Source organism: Azospirillaceae bacterium (assembly GCA_028283825.1).
GTDB lineage: Bacteria > Pseudomonadota > Alphaproteobacteria > Azospirillales > Azospirillaceae > Nitrospirillum.
The window spans coordinates 461,044-481,019 of sequence record JAPWJW010000004.1 but is presented as its reverse complement, the minus strand read 5'-3'; the positions used below and the strand labels follow the sequence as shown (position 1 = coordinate 481,019).

Here is a 19,976-nt window from a genome sequence, read left to right as displayed (position 1 = left end):
AAAGGGGGGTGTCCGCCGCCATGACCGTGACAGCCATCGCCGCACCCGCCCTGGCGGGCGCCGGCGCCAAGATCCGCCTGGCCTCCCTGGACGTGCTGCGCGGCCTGGCCGTGGCCGGCATGATCCTGGTGACCAGCCCGGGCGACTGGGACAAATATTACGCCCAGCTGAAGCACGCCGCCTGGAACGGCTGGACCCTGGCGGACATGGTGGCGCCGGGTTTCCTGTTCGGCATCGGCCTGGCCATCGCCCTGTCCTTCCCCCGCATGGCGGCCGATCCCGCCGCCGCGGCACGGCAGATCGGGCGGCGGGCGCTGTCCCTGATCCTGCTGGGCCTGTTCCTGAACGCCCTGCCGGCCTTCGACCTGGCGCATCTGCGCCTGCCCGGCATCCTGCAGCGCATCGCCCTGTGCTATGCCCTGGTGGCGGGCCTGTGCCTGCTGACCAGACGCCAGGGCGCCGATGGGGCGCCGGCGTTGAACCTGGGGGCCGTGGCCGGCGCCATCGCCGTGCTGTTGCTGGGGTCCTGGGCGGCGCTGGTGTGGATACCGGTGCCGGGCTTCGGCCCCGGCCAGCTGGACCCGGACGGGAACCTGTTCGCCTGGATCGACCGTCAGGTCTTCACCGTGCCCCATCTGTGGCCCTACGGCACGAACGCCGCCGGATTGGTGACCTATGACCCGGACGGCCTGCCCTCCACCCTGCCGGCCAGCGCCAACGTGGCCATGGGCGTGCTGGCCGGCGCTTTCCTGAAGCGAACCGACCGCAAATCCGTGCTGCTGACGGTGGGCCTGGCCCTGATGGGGACCGGGCTGGCGCTGGACCCGGTTTTGCCCATCAACAAGCGGCTATGGACCGCCAGCTTCGCCCTGTTCAGCGGCGGCTTTTCCCTGACCACCCTGATGCTGCTGTCGGCCCTGCTGGACCGGCCGGCGGTGCATCCGGGATGGTCAGCGGCCGCGTATCCCTGCCGCGTGCTGGGCGGCAACGCCATCCTGGCCTTCAGCCTGTCACAGGTGCTGGACGCCCTGGGCGGCCTGCCGCTGATCCCCACAACAGAGGGGCCGCTGACGCCGCAGGCCTGGGGTTATCGCCTGGTGGGCCGGGTGGTGACGGAGCCCTACCTGGCTTCCTTCATCTGCGCCCTTGGCATCCTGGCCCTGATCATCGCCCTGCTGGTGCCGCTGCACCGCCGGGGCCTGCATGTCAGGCTTTAGATTCCAGCAGTTTCACCAGGGCCAGCAGCGTGCGGTTCACCGGTGTCGCGATGCCCAGGTCGCCGCCCTTCCGCACGATATGGCCGTTGAGATAGTCGATCTCCGTCCGCTTGCCCCGCGCCAGATCCTGGGCGGTGGAGGCGTACTGGTTGGGCATGCTGCGCGACAGGGCCAGCACGCGGTCCAGGATGTCGTCCTGCACCGCGATGCCCAGGGCATGGGCCACGGCCACGCATTCATGGACCACGTCGGTCATGACATCGGTGACGCCCTCGACCGCCACCATCTGGCCATAGGTCACCTGCCCCACCGCCGACAGCGGGTTGTGGGCGCAGTTGATGATCAGCTTGTCCCACAGCGCCGCGACCACGCCGTGCGACACGGTGGTCGGGATGCCGGCAGCGCTGAGCGCGGCGGCGATGGCATCACTGTCCGCCGACGGGCCGATGATCAGGTCGCCGCGCCCGTGGTGCTGCACATGGGCCGGGCCGCCCATGCCGGTGGCGACATAGACCACCACCGGCACTGCCGGCCGGCCCAGCGCGGTGCTCAAGCGTTCCGCATTGTCCACGCCGTTCTGCAGGGTCAGCACGGGCACGCCCGGCTTAAGGTATGGGGCCATCGCCCGGCCGGTGGGCACGGTGTCGGCTGACTTCACGCAGAACAGCACCAGGTCGGCCTCGGCCAGCGCCGAGGGATCGGCCGCAGCATTGATGGGCACGATGCCGTCGAAACCCGCCATCTCCAGCCGCAGGCCACCTTGCGCCGCCACGCCCGCCACCAAGGCCGGCCGCCCGACCAGGGTGACGTCGTGCCCCGCCCGCGCCAGCAAGGCCCCGTAGAAACAGCCGACCGCGCCGGCGCCCATGATGCCGATGTGCATACCCGTTCCCTCAACTGATTGCGCCGACAGGATAGGACCGAAAAACATCTTGGCTGTGCGCGCGAACATGGCAGGCCGGCATTGCGTCCCATGGGGTACAATGCCGGCCATGTCCACCATGCCTTCCCAAACCAATGCCTGGCCCCCCGCAGCACTGGCGGGAATGGAGCTGTTCCAGGGCCTGGCGCCGCCGGCCCTGGCCCAGGTGATGGCCGCCGCCCGCATCCGCACCGTGCCCCGCCACACCCGGCTGTTCCACCAGGGCGACCCGGCCCAGCATTGCCACGCCCTGCTGAGCGGCGGGGTGCGCATCAGCCAGTCGGGGGCCGCCGGCGGCCAGGTGGCCCTGCGCTTCATCGGTGCCGGGGAGATGTTCGGCACCGTGCCCCTGTTCACCGACCGCCTGTATCCCGCCGATGCCGAGACGGTGGCCGACAGCGTGGAGATCAGCTGGACCGAGGCCGCCTTGCGCGACCTGATCACCCGGCACCCCACCATCGCCCTGAACCTGGTGGGCGTCATCGGCCGGCGGCTGATGGAGGTGCAGGAACGCCTGCGCGAGGCCACCACCGGCCGGGTGGAACAGCGCCTGGCCCGCGCCCTGCTGCGCCTGGCCGCCCAATCGGCCAGGAACGGATCAGGCGCCACCGCCATCGCCTTCCCCCTGACGCGGCGGGACCTGGCGGAATTGTCCGGCACCACCCTGCACACCGCCAGCCGCACCCTGGCGGCGTGGGCGAAGCAGGGCTGGATATCCGGCGAGCGGCAGCACCTGACCCTGTGCGACACCGACGCCCTGCGCCGGGTGGCGGAAGATGATTTATCCTGATGCATGGGCGCGCTATCATTGCGTGCCATGCAATACCCCGACCTGAACCTGCTGATCGCCCTGGACCTGCTGCTGGAGGAAGGCAGCGTGGCGGGTGCCGCCCGCCGCCTGCACCTGAGCGCGCCGGCCATGAGCCGCACCCTGGCCCGCATCCGCGAGACGGTGGGCGACCCCATCCTGGTGCGGGCCGGCCGCCGCCTGGTGCCCACGCCCCGCGCCCTGGAACTGCGCGAGCGGGTGCGCACCATGGTGGCGGAGGCCACCGGCCTGCTGCGCGCGGAGGGGGAGCCGGAGTTCAGCCGCCTGGACCGCACCTTCACCATCCGGGGCAACGACTTCTACGCCAGCGCCCACGGCGGCCTGCTGCTGAAGACCCTGCAGGCCCGGGCACCAAACGTGAAGCTGCGCTTCGCACCGGAGGGGGAGGGCGATGACGCCGCCCTGCGCGAGGGGCGCGTCGACCTGCTGATCGCCTCCAACCCGCCGTCCGGCCCGGAAATGCGGGTGCAGACCCTGGCGACCGAAGGCTTCGTCGGCGTGGCCCGGCCCGACCACCCCATCTTCGGCGACGGCGGTCATGGCGATGGCGAGGACATCACCGCCGCCCGGTTCGCAGCCTATCCCCGCATCAGCATCTCGCGCCGTGGCCTGTTCCACACGCCGGTGGACCAGGCGCTTTCAGCCATGGGCCTGACCTCACACGTGGCGCTGGTGACGGGGTCGCTGTACACGGCGCTGGCGGCATTGTCGCAATCCGACCTGCTGCTGCCCCTGCCGGACATGATGCTGCCCAGCATGAAGCGCCTGGGCCTGGCCGTGCGCATCTTCCCCATCCCCCTGCCGCTGGCGGCGGTGGTGGTGCGCCAGTCCTGGCACCCCCGGTTCGACAACGACCCCGCCCACCGCTGGCTGCGCCAGACCACCCGCGCCATCGCCCTGGGACAGATCGAAGGGTGATCCTTCCGCTGACAATAAGTGCGTCTAACGCACTTATTCATTCAGATACATTCAGTTTTTGAACGGTCACAAGGGGACTATAGCAGGGCGACCCTTTTGAAAGTCCGTTGGCATCATGTCCGCCCATCCCCAGGCCCACCCCCACGCCCCGCCCATGCCGCCGCCCTTCGGCCCCCGCATCGTCATCGCCCTGCTGGGCGTGCTGCTGGCATCCCTGGTCGCAGGCTTGAATGAGCACGTGACGGAGGTCGCCATGGCCGACATCCGGGGCGGCATGGGCATCGGCCACGACGATGGCACCTGGCTGACCACGGCGTACGAGGCCACACAGGTGGCGGGCATGCTGTTCGCGCCCTGGTTCGCCGTCACCTTTTCCATGCGCCGCTTCATCGTCGGCGTCATCCTGGCGTTCGCCACCCTGGGCATCCTGTGCCCCTTCGCGCCCGACGCCGAAAGCCTGATCCTGCTGCGCGCGACGCAGGGGCTGGTGGGCGGCTGCCTGCCGCCCATGCTGATGTCGTCGGCGCTGCGCTTCCTGCCGCCGGGCATCAAGCTGTACGGCCTGGGCGCGTATGCCCTGACCGCCACCTTCGGCCCCAACCTGGGCGTGCCCCTGGCCGCCCTGTGGACGGAGGTGTTCGACTGGCGTTTCGCCTTCTGGCAGGTGGTGCCGTTCTGCGCCGTCGCGGCAGCCGCCTGCGCCTATGGCCTGCCGCAGGATCCCATACGGCTGGAACGCTTCCACCGGTTCGACTGGCCGGGCCTGCTGACCGGCTTTCCCGCCATCTGCATGATCGTGGTGGCCCTGATGCAGGCCGACCGGCTGGATGGGTTCAATTCACCCCTCATCGTAGGCACGGCCCTGGGCGGGGCCGGGCTGTTCGTCCTGTTCCTGGTGAACGAATGGTCGCACGCCCTGCCCTTCATCCAGTTGCGCCTGCTGCGCATCCGGAACTTCAGCCACGCGCTGATCACCCTGGCCGGCGTGCTGGTGGTGCTGTCGGCCGTGGGCGCCCTGCCGTCGCTGTATCTGGGGGAGGTGTGGGGCTATCGCCCGCTGGAAACCACGCCCCTGGCCCTGATGGTAGCCCTGCCGCAACTGGTGGCCTTGCCGCTGGTGGCCGCGTTGCTGAACATCCGCTGGATCGATTGCCGCTGGGTGCTGGCCACCGGCCTGGTCCTGATCGCCCTGTCCTGCCTGGGCGCCACCCAGGTCACCAGCGACTGGTCGCGTGAGAATTTCTACCTGCTGCAGCTTCTGCAGGTGTTCGGCCAGCCCATGGCCGTCATCCCCCTGCTGATGCAGGCCACGGGCAGCCTGACGCCCACCGACGGGCCCTTCGCGTCCGCCATGTTCAACAGCGTGAAGGGCCTGGCCGCCGTCATCGGCACCGCGGTGGTGGAGGGCCTGGGCACCGCGCGGGAGCATCTGCATTCCAACACCCTGCTGGATCGGCTGGGCAACCTGCCCATCCTGGACAGCGCGATGGGGGACCTGACCCGCCTGGGCAACCGGGTGCGGGAGCAGGCCCTGGTCCTGACCGTGGCCGACATCTACGGCGTCATGGCCGTGGTGGCCCTGGCCCTGATCGTGCTCATCCCCGTCATGCCGGTGCGGGTCTATCCGCCCCGACCGGCGGCCCGGCCCGCCGCCTGACCGGCCCCCAATTCATTTAGGAAACAGACCCATGACCACATCCCAGACCGTGAAGCGGGCGGGCATCGCCGGGGCCGTGCTGCTGCTGGCCGGTGGCGCCTATGCCGGCGGCACGCGCCTGCTGGGCGACCCCGCCCGCCCCGTGACCGACGACGCCTATGTCGCCGCCGACTACACCCTGGTGGCGCCCAAGGTGTCCGGCCTGATCGCCGAGGTGCTGGTGGAAGATAACCAGGCGGTCCAGGCCGGCCAGTTGCTGGCCCGCATCGACGACCGCGATTACCGCACCGCCCTGGCGGCGGCGGAGGCCGACGTGGCGACCGCCGCCGCCCAGCTGGACCATCTGAGCGCCGACCTGGACCGGCAGCAGGCCCTGATCACCGAGGCGGAAGCGCGGGTGCGGGCGGACGACGCTGCCCTGACCCTGGCCCATGCCGGCGCCAACCGTTACCGCGCCCTGGCCAGCAGCGGGGCCGGCACCCTGGAACAGCAACAGCAGGCCGACGCCCAGCTGGACCAGCAGTTGGCCGGCCGCCAGCGTGACGTCGCCAGCGTGGACGCCACCCGCAAGCAGGTGCCGGTGCTGGAGGCGCAGAAGGCCAGTGCCGCCGGCGCGCTGCAAAAGGCCCAGGCCGCGCGCGACCAGGCGCAGCTGAACCTGGACTACACCCGCATCACCGCCCCCATCGCCGGCACCGTGGGCCAGCGTGAGGTGCGCGTGGGCGCCTATGTCAACATCGGCCACCCCCTGCTGGCCGTCCTGCCCCTGGCCCAGGCCTATGTGCTGGCCAATTACCGGGAAGTGCAGCTGGCCCATGTCCGCGCCGGGCAGCCGGTAACGGTCAACGTCGATGCCCTGCCGGGCGTCACCCTGCGCGGCCATGTCGACAGCGTGGCGCCCGCAACCGGCGTGACCTTCGCCCCCGTCGGGGCCTGACAACGCCACCGGCAACTTCACCAAGGTGGTGCAGCGCCTGCCGGTGAAGATCGTCCTGGAACCCGGCCAGGACGGCGCCGCCGCCCTGCGCGTCGGCCTGTCGGTCATCACTCAAATCGATACGACCGCCAAGGGGAACGGCAAATGAGGCGCCCCCTTCTGACAGCCGCCGCCACGCTGGCCCTGCTGGCCGGCTGCACCCTGGGCCCGGATTTCCAGGCGCCCACCGCCACGGTGCCCGATCATTGGCAGGACCCCGCCGCACCCGATACCGGGACGCCGTCCCGGGCGGTTGAGGCCGCCATCACGCCCGACTGGTGGAACCTGTACGGCGACGCCCGGCTGACGGCGCTGGAAGCCAAGGTGGCCGCCGCCAACCTGGATTTGGCGCTGGCCACCAGCCGCCTGGTCCAGGCGCGCGCCGGCCTGACGGTGGCGGACGCCGCCGGCCAGCCCAATGTCGGGCTGAACGCCGCCTATCAGCGCGAACGCGTCAGCCCCACCGGCCTGTACGGCCTGCTGGGCGCGCCCTCCTCCGCGCTGGACCTGTTCCAGCCGGGCATCGACGCCGCGTGGGAACTGGATTTCTGGGGCCATACCGCCCGCGCGGTGGAGGGCATGGCCGCCACGGTGGAGGCCACCGCCGACCAGCGGCGTGACGTGCTGGTGGCCGTGGCGGCGGAGACGGCGCGTGACTACATCCAGCTGCGCGGCGTGCAGGCCGACCTGGACCTGACCCGACGCAACCTGGACATCGCCCGCCACCTGCTGGACCTGACCCACACCCGCCAGGGAAACGGGGTCGCCACCACCCTGGACGTGGCCTCGGCCGCGGCGGAGGTCGCCACCATCGAGGCGCGGCTGCCGGCGCTGGAGGAACAGCAGGCCCGCCTGATCAACGCGCTGAGCCAGCTGGCGGCGGAGGCGCCGGGCGCCCTGGCGGCGGAGCTGCGCACCGGCCAGCCCATCCCGCCCGTGCCGGCGGTCGTACCCCGTGGGCCTGCCATCCGAACTGGCCACCCGCCGGCCCGACATCCGTGCCGCCAGCGCCCGGCTGCACGCCGCCACGGCCGGCGTGGGCGTGGCGGAGGCCGACTTCTACCCCCGTATCACCCTGACCGCCGACCTGGATTTGCAGACCACGCGTTTCACCGAACTGGGCGCCTGGGGATCGCGGCAATATTCGGTGGGGCCCAGCGTCAGCCTGCCGCTGTTCGACGGCGGCCAGCGCCGGGGCACCCTGGAACTGCGCAAAGGCGAACAGCAGGCGGCCGCCCTGACCTATCAGCAGACGGTGCTGCGCGCCTGGCATGAGATCGACGACGCCCTGACCAGCCTGGCGGCCTCGCAAAAGCGCCGCGACCGCCTGGACGAGGCCGTGCGCCAGAACCAGGCCGCCCTGGACGCCGCCGAGATGCAGTACCGCCAGGGGGCCGCCACCTACCTGCGCGTCCTGACCGTGCAGACCGCCCTGCTGCGCACCCAGGCGCAATCGGATAGAGGCCACGACATCCATCTCGCTGGCCATGGTGGGGCTGTACAAGGCGTTGGGCGGCGGCTGGGAAGGGACGTTTCCGGAAGTCGTCACATCGACAACGCCCGCGCCTTGATTGCGGGCCCTCATGTCTATACATTATCGTATAGACATGAGGGTTCGGATGGCGTGGATCTGGGATCCCAAGAAGGATGAGGCCAACCGCCGCAAGCATGGCCTGCCCCTTAGCGTGGGCCGAGCAGCGTTGGATGACCCTTTAGCCGTTTCCGTCCCTGATCCTCATCCGGATGGCGATCGCTGGAATACCCTGGCCTCGATCAGCGGCGTCACCCTCTTCATCGTGCACACCTTGCCCGATGACGACGCCCCTGGCCGGATCATCAGTGTTCGCCGGGCCGACCGGACGGAAAGAAAGGCATACAAGCATGGCGAGCACTAGAAAACTGACGGCTGAGGAGCAAGCGGCCCTGGATGCGGTCCGCGATCTTCCCGACAGCGACATTGACCTTACAGATCCCGACGCTCCGGAAGTGACCGACTGGTCCGGTGCTGTGCGCGGCCTTCTGTTCAAGCCGATCAAGAAACCGATCGCCCTTCGTCTCGATGCCGATGTTCTCGCCTGGTTCAAAGAGCAAGGGGATGGTTATCAGACACGGATTAATGCCGTGCTGCGGGACTATATGCAGCGCCAGCAACGGCACGGGTAAGCATCAGCGGAACGAAAAACCTTGAGCCAGCGCCATAGGCGACTGTTTATAAGAACCTCTAACCCGCCGCCGGAGGTTCCGCCCATGCCCAGCCCGAAGAAAGCCATAGCGCTGCGCCATGTGGCGTTCGAGGATCTGGGGCTGCTGGGCCCGGTGCTGGCGGAGCAAGGCTGGGCGGTGGAATATCGCGAGGCGCCGGTGGACGACCTGGCCGACCCCGCCTTGGCCGATGCCGACCTGCTGGTGGTGCTGGGCGGGCCCATCGGGGTTTATGAGGAAGCCGCATATCCCTTCCTGACGGCGGAGATCGCCCTGCTGGAACGCCGCCTGGCGGCCGGGCGGCCGACCCTGGGCATCTGCCTGGGCGCGCAGCTGATGGCCCGCGCCCTGGGCGCCCGGGTCTATGCCGGGCCGGCCAAGGAGATCGGCTGGGGGGCGGTGGCATTGACCGAGGTGGGGCGCGCGTCCTGCCTGGCGCCGTTGGGCGAGGATGGTGCCAAGGTGCTGCACTGGCACGGCGACACCTTCGACCTGCCGCAGGGGGCCACGCGCCTGGCGTCCAACCACCTTTACGCCAACCAGGCCTATGGCTATGGCGCCCATGCCCTGGCCCTGCAATTCCATGTCGAGGCCGATCCCGCGCGGCTGGATCTGTGGTATGTGGGCCATGCGGCTGAACTGTCGGCCGCCGGCCTGTCGGTGCCCGATTTGCGCCGCGAGGGCGCTGTGATGGCGACCCGCGCGGCCGATCAGGCGCGCGCTATAATCGCCCCCTGGCTGGCACAATTCGCCTGACACCCTTCCTGTCTCTCCCGAGGTTCGTTTCCCCATGTTCGAAGCCCGCACCATCGACACGCCGCGCGACAAGGCCACCCTCTACAGCGACCTGGCCCTGGACCTGTCCGGCCTGCTGACGGATGAGCGCGACGCCATCGCCAATGCCGCCAACCTGTCGGCCCTGCTGTTCACCACCCTGCCCGACCTGAACTGGGCCGGATTCTATTTCATGCGCAACGCGGCCAAAGGCAACCTGGGCGGCACGCGCGAGCTGGTGCTGGGCCCGTTCCAGGGCAAGCCGGCCTGCGTGCGCATCGCCGTGGGGCGCGGCGTCTGCGGCACGGCGGTGGAACGCCGCCAGTCCGTGCTGGTGGAGGACGTGCACGCCTTCCCCGGCCACATCGCCTGTGACGCGGCCTCGCGCTCCGAACTGGTGGTGCCGCTGATCCTGGACGGCCAGGTGCTGGGCGTCATCGACCTGGACAGCCCCAACCCGGCGCGGTTCGACGCGCAGGACCAGGCCGGCATCGAAGCCCTGGCCCTGGCCTTCGTCGCCGGCAGCGACTGGCCGCTCTAATACGCTCGGCATTTGATCTTGATGGATCAAATGCCGCCCCTCAGACGCCGCTTGCTGCCATCCGGTCGCTTGGCTCATCCTCGCTTTCCAGTCCGCTACGCTCCCCGGAAAGCTCCGGCGGCTGCGGTCGCAGCTTACAGCGGCACGAGTCAGACTCTCGTGCCGCTGGCATAGCCCACCAGATCCCGCCGCAATTCGACGCGGCGGTGCCATTTGCGCCCGAACCGTTCGGCGGCGACGGTGCGCAGGTCGGCAAATCCCAGGGATCGCCAGAATCCATGCGCGGCGGTGTTGGCCTCCAGCACCGCCACCCGCATGTGACGGGCGCCGCGCGCCACCGCCCAGGCCTCGACCATCCCGTAGATGGTGCGGCCGACACCTTGGCCGCGCCGTGCCGGGTCGACAAGCAGGACCCCCAGATACCATTCCCCCACCACCGGATAGTCGGACAGCACCGCCGCGACCGCATCCAGCCGGCCGCCTTGTCCCCAGCCGAATACGGCCTGGTCAACGGCTTGTTTCGATTCCGGAATGTCGGTGAACAGCACGTGCGCGTCATCCACGGTCGGCGGCGCGCCCCCTTCCAGCAGGAAATAGTCCCGGCAGCGGGCATACAGGTCGGCGATGGCCGGCACGTCGTCCGGGGACAATCGCCGCAAGGCAAACGCGGGCTCAGGCATGGGACATCATGCGCCGTTTGTTTGCGCCAGCACAACGTTCGGCCGACACGCACGCGCCATCCTGGCCCGGTCGGCGCCCCATCGGCGCCCCTTGCCCGGAGAGATCCCATGGCCACGCCTGCATCCGCCTATACCGGCCCGTCCCTGCTGGCCGAGGGCTTCCGGCCGTTCTTCCTGGCGGCCTCATCCTGGGCCGCCATCGCGCTGGCCCTGTGGGTGGCGCTGCTGTCCGGCGCGCTGACGGGGCCCGCCGGGCTGGACCCGCTGGCCTGGCACATCCATGAGATGCTGTTCGGTTTCGTCATGGCAGCGGTGGCCGGGTTCATCCTGACCGCCGTGCCCAATTGGACCGGGCGCCCACCCCTGCGCGGCCGGCCGCTGGCCCTGCTGGTCGCCCTGTGGCTGGCGGGCCGCCTGCTGGCCCTGGCCGGCCTGGTCGTGACGGTGCCGCCGGCCCTGGCCGCAATGGTGGACGCAGCCTTGCCGGCCACCCTGGGCGTCATCGCGGCGCGCCAGGTCATCATCGCCCGCAACTGGCGCAACCTGGTGATGACGGTGCCCCTGGCCGTGCTGACCATCGCCGACTTGGCCATGTATGCCGAGGCCGCCGGCGCCACCGTCCCGGCCGGCCTGGGCTGGCGCCTGGGCCTGGCGGCCATCGTCATCCTGATTTCCGCCATCGGCGGGCGCATCATCCCCGCCTTCACCCGCAACTGGCTGGTGAAGCGGGGCGGGACCGCCCTGCCGCCGACCACCCCCCGGCCTGGTGGACAAACTGGCCCTGGCCAGCCTGCACACCGGCCTGCTGGGCTGGGCCTTCGCGCCTACGGTCCAGGCGGTGGGCTGGCTGCTGCTGGCCGCCGCCGCTTTGAACCTGGCGCGCCTCATCCGTTGGCGGGGCTGGGCCACGGCGGCGGAACCGCTGCTGGCCGTGCTGCACGTCGGTTACCTGTGGGTGGTCGCGGGGGCGGCCCTGCTGGGGGCCACGCTGCTGTCCCCGGCCGTGCCACCCGCCGCCGCCATCCACGCCCTGACCGCCGGGTCCATCGGCACCATGGTGCTGGCGGTCATGAGCCGGGCATCGCTGGGCCACACCGGCCGGACGCTGACGGCCGACCGGACCACCACCTGCTGTTACCTGCTGGTCAATGGTGCCGCCCTGGCCCGCATCGTCGCCAGCCTGTCGGGCGGCCTGCCGCTGGCCCTGCTGGCGCTATCGGCGCTGCTGTGGGTGGCGGCCTTCGCCCTGTTCGCCGGCCGCTACCTGCCCTATTGGGGCCGGCCGCGCCTGGCGGCGTGAACCGGCCCCCGCCTTGCCATCAGTGATAGCCTGCGTCGGCCTTCACCTTGCCGCGGAAGACCCAGTAGGACCAGCCGCTGTACAGCAGGATGACCGGCAGCAGGAACAGGGTGCCCACCAGCAGGAAGGCCTGGGTGCTTTCCGAACTGGCGGCGTCCCACAGGGAATATTTGTGGGGCACGATGTTGGGCCACAGGCTGATGGCCAGGCCCAGATAGGCCGTCACGAACAGCCCGATGGAAAAGACGAAAGGCCAGGCGTGATGGTCCCGGCCCAGGCTGCGCCAGGTGGCGAAGGCCAGGACCAGGCTGGCCAGCGGCACCGGCGCCAGGAAGGCGATGTTGGGCCAGCTGAACCAGCGCTGGGCGATGTCCGGCAAGGCGTAGGGCGTCCACAGGCTGACGATCGCGATGCCGACCAGCACCAGCACCAGGGCGCGCCGCGCCTGTTTGCGCGCCCAGACCTGCAGGTCCCCTTCCGTCTTCAGGATCAGCCAGCCGGCCCCCAGCAGGGCGTACCCCGCCATCAGGCCCACGCCCGTCACCACGGAAAAGGGCGTCAGCCAGTCGAACGAACCGCCGGTGAACTGCCGCCCCACCACCTGGAAACCCTGGATATAGGCGCCCAGCACCGTGCCCTGGGCGAAGGTGGCGACGGCGGAGCCATAACAGAAGGCGTTGTCCCAGAAGCCCCGGTGTTCCTTGTCCTTGAAGCGGAATTCGAACGCCACGCCCCGGAAGATCAGGGCCAGCAGCATCAGCAGCACGGGGAAATACAGGGCCGGGATGATGATGGCGAAGGCCAGGGGGAAGGCCGCCAGCAAGGCGACCCCGCCCAGGATCAGCCAGGTCTCGTTCCCGTCCCAGATGGGGGCGATGGAATTCATGATGATGCCGCGCGACCGGCTGTCGGGGTTCAGGCCGTACAGCATGCCGACCCCCAGGTCGAAACCGTCCAGCAGCACGTAGAAGAAGACGCCGGCGCCCAGGATCACCGTCCAGACGCCGACCAGATCGAGGATGGGGCCGTTCATCGGGCGTCTCCTTCAGGAATATGGGCCAGCGGCAGGGCCACCACCGGCTGGGCCGGCCGGCCGCTTTCCACCGGCGTGTCGTTCTGGGCGTCATGGTCCAGCGGGCCGTTGCGCACGATGCGCCGCAGGAACATCAGGCCGGTCGGGTAGATCAGCAGGTAGACCGCCATGTACATCAGCAGCGACAGCACCACGTCCCACACGGTCAGCGACGGCGTCACGGAATCGGCGGTGCGCATCAGGCCGTAGACGGTCCAAGGCTGGCGCCCCACCTCGGTCGTCGTCCAGCCGGCCAGCACGGCGATGAAACCGAAGGCGCCCGCCCATTGCACCCCACGCAGATACCAGGCGGTGTCGTACAGCCGCCCGCGCCAGCGCAACAGCCAGCCGACGGCGACGATGGCCAGCATCAGCAGGCCGATCCCCACCATGATGCGGAAGGCCCAATAGACGACGATTACCGGCGGGCGTTCATCGGGCGGAAAGTCCTTCAGGCCCTTCACCGCCCCGTCCCAATGGTGGGTCAGGTACAGGCTGCCCAGCTTGGGCACGGCGATCTCGAAATGGTTGGTCTCGGCCTTCTGGTCGGGGAACCCGAAGAGGGAGGCGGGGACGCCCGTCCCCCCTTCCCACAGGCCTTCCATGGCGGCCAGCTTGGCCGGCTGGTGTTCCAGGGTGTTCAGGCCGTGCATGTCGCCCAGCACGATCTGGATGGGCACGAACAGCGTGAGGAACCCCAGCGCCATGCGCATCATCACCCGCCCCTCTTCCGGGAAACGGGCCTTGCGCACGGTGTAGGCACCCACCGCCAGCACGACGAAGGCGGTGGTGACGTAGAAGCCGCTGACCACATGGGCCAGGCGGAAGGGGAAGCTGGGGCTGAAGATGATATCGACCCAGCTGGCCGGGAAGAAACGCCCGTCAATCGACGGTGTAGCCCTGGGGCGTCTGCATCCAGCTGTTCACCGCCAGGATCCAGAAGGTGGACAGCAAGGTGCCCAGCGCCACCATGGTGGCGGCCACGAAATGCGCCCAGGGCGGCACCAGCTTGCGCCCGAACAGCAGCACGCCCAGGAACGCCGCCTCCAGGAAGAAGGCGGTCAGCCCTTCATAGGCGAACAGGGGCCCGACGACGTTGGACACGGCGTCGGTGAAGCGGCTCCAGTTCGTGCCGAACTGGAAGGGCATGACGATGCCGCTGACCACACCCATGCCGAAGGTGACGGCGAACAGGCGGATCCAGAACTTGGAAACGGCCAGGTAGACCGGACGCCGCGTCCAGGTGTGCAGCCCTTCCAGCAGGGCGATGTAGGAGGCGATGCCGACGGTGAAGGCGGGCAGCAGGATGTGCCACGCCACCACCCACACGAACTGTAGACGCGAGAGGATTACCGCATCCATGGGACTGGTCTCCTTGATTTGTGCCGCCCAGGGTGGAGCCTTTACATGCCCCCAGGCGTTGACGTGCGGCCAAGGTCCCCCCAGGGCGGACAAGCGTCGACCGGACGAATTGTCCAGGCCCCCAACCATTGGAACCGCAATCAGTAGGACCCCATTTTCGTCGCTTGAAAACTAGCGCGGGCGGATAGCCCATAACAGGGAACCCACCGGTCATTGTCGTTGCGTTTGGCGGCAACGACGGCCCAGTCGGTCGGGAAGCGATGGCCGTCACAGCCGGCCGCGCATGCCATCCATCCGCAAATTCGACATCCTTAAAGATGTATTTATGATGCATCTTTATCCCATCGCAACGCCCCCCGCCGGGAGGGCCAACCGGAGAGCCCCCATGTCCACCCTGACCGACCGCCTGCGCCACGACCATGCCGACCTGCGTTCCGTGCTGGAGCGCGTGCGCGACCTGGGCATCGGCACACCCCAGGGCCGCGCCGCCCTGCTGGACGCCCGCGCCCTGTTCGTGGACCACATCCAGCGCGAGGATGCGGAGTTCTATCCCGCATTGCGCAACCTGGCCCGCATCGACCCCGGCGCCCGCGCCCACGCCGACCAGTTCAGCGCGGAGATGACGAAGATCAGCGGCGACATCCTGGCCTTCTTCGACAAGTACCGCGACGGCGGCTCGGGCCTGGAATTCGCCATCGATTTCGGCCGGATGCACGCCATGCTGCACCTGCGCTGGCACAAGGAGGAATCCATCCTGTACGCCCGCCACGACCGCCTGGCCGAAACCGCCGCCGCCTGAGGAGGATGGCATGGAAAACCCCCGCCTGGATGGTGAGCGGACACGCCAGATGCTGGCGGCGCAGGCGGCCGGCATGGGCATAACGGAGGCGTTCATCGATGACCTGGTGGAGACCTTTTACGCCCGGGTGCGGGTACACCCGCTGCTGGGGCCGGTCTTCAACACCGCGATCGCCGACTGGCCCGCCCACCTGGCCCGCATGAAGGATTTCTGGTCGTCGCTGGCGCTGTGGACCGGGCGTTATCACGGCAAGCCGGTGCGGGCGCACCAATCCATGCCCGGCCTGACGCCGGCACTGTTCCCACCTTGGCTGGCCCTGTTCCGCGACACCCTGGCCGATATCGCCCCCAGCCCCCAGGCCGCCGCCTTTTTCATGGACCGCGCCGACCGCGTGGCGGCCACGCTGAAGGCCGCCGTGGAGCGGCCCGCAACAAATGGGCATTGAACGCGGGCGGCTGGCTGGCTTAAATGCCCAGATTATATATATGTATTGGCCATGCTGTTTTTCCTGAGGCGGTGATGCGGCTGTCGAGCTACACGGATTATGCGCTGCGCACCCTGGTGTACCTGGCCCTGAAGCCCGACGGGCTGGCCACCATCAACGACGTGGCCCAGATCTACGGCATTTCCAAGAACCACCTGATGAAGGTGGTGCACCAGTTGAGCCAGCTGGGCTACGTCGAGGCCGTCCGCGGCCGGGGCGGCGGCCTGCGCCTGGGCCGCAAGGCGGAGGATATCCGCGTCGGCGAGGTGGTGCGCGCGACGGAGCAGGAGCTGGACCTGCTGGAATGCTTCGGCGACGCCGACCCCGAATTCTGCCGCCTCAGCCCCACCTGCGTGCTGAAATCCGCCCTGAAGGAGGCGTTGCAGGCCTTCCTGGCGGTGCTGGACGACTATACCCTGGCCGACCTGGTGAAGCCCCGACGCACCCTGGTCAGCCTGTTGGGCCTGCCGCAGCTGACGCCGCCCGGCGGGGCTCAATCGGCGACCTGACACTTTTCACATCCCGGCCCTGCGCTGCCCTTATCCCCATGGGGTGGTGACAAGGGCGGCGGACGTCCCTACCGTCCTTAACCATTACACCCGCGAACCATCCAACAGGGATGCCGGCCGCCCGCGATGCTGAACCGACTGCGCGACGCCCTGCGGCCCTCGAGGGCCCCCGCCCCCGGCGGCCCGAACGCCCCGCGCCCACCCGCCGGGCACATCGTTTATGCCGTCGGCGAGTCGTGCACGGCGAACTGGCGCTGCTGCGCGCCCTGCTGGACATCATCGCCCGCGACTTCGAACGGGTCCGGACGCGAACCCCGGGGCTGAAGCCCGTGCTGGTCATGCTGGGCGACTATGTCGACCGGGGGCCGGACAGCCGGGGGGTGATCGACCTGCTGCGCGGGGGTGCGGCCATGGACGGCCATGCCCTGGACGACCTGCTGCCCGGTTTCACCCGCCATTGCCTGCGCGGCAACCATGAGCAGTCCATGCTGGACTTCCTGAACAACCCGCTGGCGGCCCTGCGCTGGCTGGAGTTCGGCGGGCCCGCCACCCTGCGCAGCTACGGCATCCCGGCGGTGATGGACGGGCCGGCGGCACAGCAGGGCCTGGCCCTGGCCGAGGCGCTGGCCGCCCAGCTGCCGCCCTCACACCGGCGCTTCCTGGAAGGGCTGGAATACAGCGTCACCTATGGCGACTATGCCTTCGTCCATGCCGGCATCCGCCCCGGCGTGCCCTTGGACGAACAGGCCCCGGAAGACCTGCTGTGGATCCGCGCGCCCTTCATGCTGGCACCGGGCCCGCATGAGAAGGTCATCGTCCACGGCCACACCATCGTGCCCGAGGTCGACATCCTGCCCCAGCGCATCGCCGTCGACACCGGCGCCTATCGCAGCGGCCGCCTGTCCGCCATCGTCCTGCACGAGACCGACATCCGCGTCCTGGCCGCCCACCGGGCGGCGATGGGGTGACAGAAGGCGCCGTCTGAAAACCACGCCACCGCCCTGGTTCCGCCGAAAAAAGGCGGATGATGGCGGACCATGGTAGCGTTTGGGGGAATGGATGAAATGCGACGACGGGATGTGCTGGCCGCGGGAATGGCGGCGGCGTTGATGGCACAAACAGGCCGGGGGTGGGCATCGTCAACCACGCTCAGGCCGCCCCTGCTGATGCTTGACGCCCTGCCCGTCGATACCGTGCAGCGGCTGGCAGGGGTGATCCAGGAAGTCGGCAGTCCCGGCGTGGCGCTGACGGTCACCAGCCATGGCCGTACCGCTTTCCACGGCTGGGGCTGGGCATCCTTGCCCTTCAGCGTTCCCGTCACCGCGCAGACATTCTTCAATCTGGGGCCGGCGAGCCGGCATGTCACCGCGCTCTGTGTCCTTCGCCTGGCCGAGGATGGGTTGGTCGATCGCGGCCAATCCATCGGCCATTACCTGCCCGACCTGCCGCCGGCCTGGGCCGATGCGCCGATCCAATCCTTGCTGACCCATACCAGCGGATTGCCCGATTACCTGGATATCCTGCCCGATCCATTCCACCCACCCCGGCGCGACGCCTTCCAACGGATCACCAGCCCGCCCCCACCCCGCTTCAGCGCAGGCGAGGCATGGGCGCCATCCAACACAGATGACCTGCTGCTGGGCTGGCTGGTGGAAACGGTCGCAAAACAGCCCTTCGCCGCCTTCCTGGCGAACCGGATCTTCCCGCAGGCGTATGTCCCCACCGGCCAGACCGATGCCGGGGAGCAGATCATTGAGCGACGCGCCGAACCTTATGAACGGTCAAGAGACAGCCTCGGCCCCACCTATATCCATGCGCCCCTATCCTATGGGGGCGCCCCTTACGCCGGCACCGGCGGCATCCTGTTCGATGCCGATGACATCGCCCGCTGGGACGGCGGCTGGAAGCAGGGCAGGATAGCAGCCGTGGATTTGGCCCCCATGTTGGCGCCCACACCGCTGGCCACCGGCCGGTCCATCCCCTATGGCCTGGGCTGGCACCTGGGCCAGACACGGGGGCGGGTCTATCATCTGAGGGCCGGCAGCATCCCGGGATACAGCGCCGCCACATTGCGCCTGCCGGCGGACGACATCGCCGTCACCGTCTGCGCCAATGTCGGGGGTGCCGACGCCGCCTTGCGCCGCATGGCCTGGGTCGTAGCGGAGCTCTCGGCACCGGGCGGCACGCCCCTGACCTTGGCCCCAATCGCCGCCGACCCGGTGGACAAGCGCCTGGCCGCCATCCTGGACATGAGCGAAGCACCCCGGCTGGACACCAAGATCTTCGCGCCTGAAATGATGGCGGGGCTGTCGGATCCCACTGCACGCCGGGACGTCCTGCCGGCCTTCAAGCCACCCGTCACGCTGACCCCTATCGAGGAATATTCCGTGCAGCAGGGCCGGATGCGCCGTTACCGCGCCGTGGCGCCCAACGGGATGGACAGCCTGCTGGCCGGCTTCGACAAGGATGATCGGCTGTATTGGTTGCAGCCGCATTGACCCAGCCTATCCCCGGCACAGATACGGCCCCCGGCTGAGGACCACGCCGCCGTCCTCGCGCGTCGAATCCAGCACGTGGATCGTGTAGCTGGCGCCGCCGGGTGCCACCCGCACCACCACGTGGCCCTGGCGGCTGCGCAGGGCCGGCAGGAAGCGTTGGTTCACCTGGGCCGCCGCCGGCAGCAGTTCGGTGGCGTAGACGTCGCGCGGGGTGGCACCGGGCCAGGCGCCGGTCAGGCGTTCCATCTGGGCCATGCCGGGGTGGGTGGCGTGCCAGGACGGGATGACATAGGCCTGGGCGTCCAGCAGGCGCACGAAATCCGGCCCGCAGGCGTCGAAATAGCCGTGATGGTCGGCCACCGCCACCTCCACCCGCCCGGCCGCCTGGGCCACCGGCGTTTCCACGTCCATCCAGGGGAAACGGCCGTCGCGGGTGCTGGCCGTCAGGTCGCCGCCGGTGAAATAGCGGAAGCGGCCGTAGTCCAGGCGCAGGGCCAGGGAAGCCATGTTCTCGCTTGGCCGGTCGGCGGGCGCCAGGGTGGTGAGGTCGGGGAACAGGGGGCGGCTTTCACCCTCCCGCCCCGTCCACACCCGGCCGTTGCCGGCCAGCATCCGCACGGTGAGGCCGCCCTTGGCGGTGATCTGGTCGGTCGAGCCCACCCGCGCCGCCTGCACCGGCCGGCCGGCGCGTGAGCGCGCGTCCAGCCAGGCGCGGTAGTTGGCGGTGAAGGGGGCCGGCGGCGGCGGCAAGGCGCCGTAGTCGGGATAGGCGCGGTCGATCACCAGGGCCGCCGGCATATGGCGGTCAACCTCGCTGACCCCCGTCAGGCGATAGTCGCCGTCCGGCGCCCGTGCCAAGTTCGCCGCCACGTCGCCGATGTGGTCGGGGTGGACGTGGGTGACCACCAGATAGTCCAGGCTGTCGCGCCCCGCCGCCGCGGCCTGGCGCAAAGCATAGCGCGCCACCCATTCGCCCGGCCCCCGGCTGGCGTCGGGCCGGGCCGGTGCCGACAATTCCGGCCCGTCGTCGCTGGCGCCGCAATCGACCAGCATCGTGGTGCCGTCCGGCCCCAGGATGAAGGTGGCGTTGCCCCGCCCGATGTCGATGTGGTGGATGTCCAGCGTGCCCGGTGTCCAGGGCGGCAAACCGGCGGCCTGGGCCCGGACGGGAAAGGCCGCCAGGCCCGCCGCCCCGGCCAAACCCTGGCAGAAGCGGCGGCGATCAACAGTCGCCAT

23 protein-coding genes and 1 pseudogene are annotated in these 19,976 nt (G+C 69.5%); 17 read left to right on the top strand and 7 right to left on the bottom strand.

Features of this window, described 5'->3' with window-relative positions:
* Positions 1–20 precede the first annotated feature (20 nt).
* On the top strand, positions 21–1,217 hold the full coding sequence (locus PW843_26305; protein MDE1150081.1) for a heparan-alpha-glucosaminide N-acetyltransferase domain-containing protein: 1,197 nt from the start codon (positions 21–23) through the stop codon (positions 1,215–1,217).
* Here the strand turns inward: PW843_26305 and PW843_26300 are convergent.
* Positions 1,207–2,100 carry a 2-dehydropantoate 2-reductase gene (locus PW843_26300; GenBank protein MDE1150080.1) on the bottom strand — a complete coding sequence of 298 codons (894 nt, stop codon included), beginning with the start codon at positions 2,098–2,100 and terminating at the stop codon, positions 1,207–1,209. The genes PW843_26305 and PW843_26300 overlap by 11 nt on opposite strands.
* A 109-nt stretch (positions 2,101–2,209) precedes the next feature.
* Between PW843_26300 and PW843_26295 the strand changes: the two genes are divergently transcribed.
* The 10 genes and pseudogenes from PW843_26295 (at position 2,210) to PW843_26250 (ending at position 10,036) form a co-directional block, all read left to right on the top strand.
* Complete coding sequence (locus PW843_26295) at positions 2,210–2,929, top strand: Crp/Fnr family transcriptional regulator (protein MDE1150079.1); 720 nt, start codon at positions 2,210–2,212, stop codon at positions 2,927–2,929.
* Positions 2,930–2,932: 3 nt separating this feature from the next.
* Positions 2,933–3,886, top strand: a complete 954-nt coding sequence (locus tag PW843_26290; protein ID MDE1150078.1) for a LysR family transcriptional regulator — start codon at positions 2,933–2,935, stop codon at positions 3,884–3,886.
* 115 nt (positions 3,887–4,001) lie between these two features.
* A complete protein-coding gene (locus PW843_26285) occupies positions 4,002–5,543 on the top strand; it encodes an MFS transporter (GenBank protein MDE1150077.1) in 1,542 nt (513 codons plus the stop codon).
* Positions 5,544–5,574: 31 nt separating this feature from the next.
* On the top strand, positions 5,575–6,480 hold the full coding sequence (locus PW843_26280) for an HlyD family secretion protein (protein ID MDE1150076.1): 906 nt from the start codon (positions 5,575–5,577) through the stop codon (positions 6,478–6,480).
* Between the two features lie 25 nt (positions 6,481–6,505).
* Positions 6,506–6,628 (top strand): hypothetical protein, encoded by a 123-nt coding sequence (locus PW843_26275; protein ID MDE1150075.1) that lies wholly within the window; start codon positions 6,506–6,508, stop codon positions 6,626–6,628.
* Positions 6,625–8,090 (top strand): annotated as a pseudogene (locus tag PW843_26270) (efflux transporter outer membrane subunit). Before PW843_26275 ends, PW843_26270 begins: the two are co-directional and overlap by 4 nt.
* A gap of 48 nt (positions 8,091–8,138) precedes the next feature.
* The gene (locus PW843_26265; GenBank protein MDE1150074.1) at positions 8,139–8,414 is read left to right on the top strand and encodes a BrnT family toxin; all 276 of its coding nucleotides are present in this window, start codon (positions 8,139–8,141) and stop codon (positions 8,412–8,414) included.
* Entirely contained in the window at positions 8,401–8,682 is a 282-nt protein-coding gene (locus PW843_26260; protein ID MDE1150073.1) for a BrnA antitoxin family protein, read from the top strand. Before PW843_26265 ends, PW843_26260 begins: the two co-directional genes overlap by 14 nt.
* Positions 8,683–8,766: 84 nt before the next feature.
* Complete coding sequence (locus tag PW843_26255; protein ID MDE1150072.1) at positions 8,767–9,477, top strand: glutamine amidotransferase; 711 nt, start codon at positions 8,767–8,769, stop codon at positions 9,475–9,477.
* A 34-nt stretch (positions 9,478–9,511) separates the two neighbouring features.
* Positions 9,512–10,036 carry a GAF domain-containing protein gene (locus tag PW843_26250; GenBank protein MDE1150071.1) on the top strand — a complete coding sequence of 175 codons (525 nt, stop codon included), beginning with the start codon at positions 9,512–9,514 and terminating at the stop codon, positions 10,034–10,036.
* A gap of 149 nt (positions 10,037–10,185) precedes the next feature.
* Here PW843_26250 and PW843_26245 read toward each other — a convergent pair whose 3' ends face one another.
* Both PW843_26245 and PW843_26240 read right to left on the bottom strand, forming a co-directional pair.
* Complete coding sequence (locus tag PW843_26245; protein MDE1150070.1) at positions 10,186–10,716, bottom strand: GNAT family N-acetyltransferase; 531 nt, start codon at positions 10,714–10,716, stop codon at positions 10,186–10,188.
* Positions 10,717–10,844: 128 nt separating this feature from the next.
* Positions 10,845–11,381: a hypothetical protein gene (locus PW843_26240; GenBank protein ID MDE1150069.1), complete on the bottom strand. Its 537-nt coding sequence runs from the start codon at positions 11,379–11,381 to the stop codon at positions 10,845–10,847.
* A 98-nt stretch (positions 11,382–11,479) separates the two neighbouring features.
* Here PW843_26240 and PW843_26235 point away from each other — a divergent pair, with 98 nt between their 5' ends.
* Positions 11,480–12,016, top strand: coding sequence for an NnrS family protein (locus PW843_26235; protein MDE1150068.1), 537 nt, complete (start codon positions 11,480–11,482; stop codon positions 12,014–12,016).
* A gap of 19 nt (positions 12,017–12,035) precedes the next feature.
* Here PW843_26235 and cydB read toward each other — a convergent pair whose 3' ends face one another.
* The 3 genes from cydB to PW843_26220 form a co-directional block, all read right to left on the bottom strand.
* Positions 12,036–13,049, bottom strand: a complete 1,014-nt coding sequence (gene cydB, locus PW843_26230; GenBank protein ID MDE1150067.1) for a cytochrome d ubiquinol oxidase subunit II — start codon at positions 13,047–13,049, stop codon at positions 12,036–12,038.
* Positions 13,046–13,909, bottom strand: coding sequence for a cytochrome ubiquinol oxidase subunit I (locus tag PW843_26225; protein ID MDE1150066.1), 864 nt, complete (start codon positions 13,907–13,909; stop codon positions 13,046–13,048). Before PW843_26225 ends, cydB begins: the two co-directional genes overlap by 4 nt.
* Positions 13,910–13,970: 61 nt before the next feature.
* Positions 13,971–14,450, bottom strand: coding sequence for a cytochrome ubiquinol oxidase subunit I (locus tag PW843_26220; protein ID MDE1150065.1), 480 nt, complete (start codon positions 14,448–14,450; stop codon positions 13,971–13,973).
* A gap of 328 nt (positions 14,451–14,778) precedes the next feature.
* On the opposite strand from PW843_26220, the gene PW843_26215 reads away from it, so the two are divergent.
* The 5 genes from PW843_26215 to PW843_26195 all read left to right on the top strand — a co-directional run bounded on the left by PW843_26215 (position 14,779) and on the right by PW843_26195 (position 18,740).
* Complete coding sequence (locus PW843_26215; protein MDE1150064.1) at positions 14,779–15,249, top strand: hemerythrin domain-containing protein; 471 nt, start codon at positions 14,779–14,781, stop codon at positions 15,247–15,249.
* Positions 15,250–15,259: 10 nt separating this feature from the next.
* A complete protein-coding gene (locus tag PW843_26210; protein MDE1150063.1) occupies positions 15,260–15,694 on the top strand; it encodes a group III truncated hemoglobin in 435 nt (144 codons plus the stop codon).
* 74 nt (positions 15,695–15,768) lie between these two features.
* The gene (locus PW843_26205) at positions 15,769–16,242 is read left to right on the top strand and encodes an Rrf2 family transcriptional regulator (protein ID MDE1150062.1); all 474 of its coding nucleotides are present in this window, start codon (positions 15,769–15,771) and stop codon (positions 16,240–16,242) included.
* Positions 16,243–16,478: 236 nt separating this feature from the next.
* Positions 16,479–17,210 carry a metallophosphoesterase gene (locus PW843_26200; protein ID MDE1150061.1) on the top strand — a complete coding sequence of 244 codons (732 nt, stop codon included), beginning with the start codon at positions 16,479–16,481 and terminating at the stop codon, positions 17,208–17,210.
* Between the two features lie 198 nt (positions 17,211–17,408).
* Positions 17,409–18,740: a serine hydrolase gene (locus PW843_26195; protein MDE1150060.1), complete on the top strand. Its 1,332-nt coding sequence runs from the start codon at positions 17,409–17,411 to the stop codon at positions 18,738–18,740.
* A 6-nt stretch (positions 18,741–18,746) separates the two neighbouring features.
* Here the strand turns inward: PW843_26195 and PW843_26190 are convergent, their stop codons facing one another.
* Complete coding sequence (locus PW843_26190) at positions 18,747–19,976, bottom strand: MBL fold metallo-hydrolase (protein ID MDE1150059.1); 1,230 nt, start codon at positions 19,974–19,976, stop codon at positions 18,747–18,749.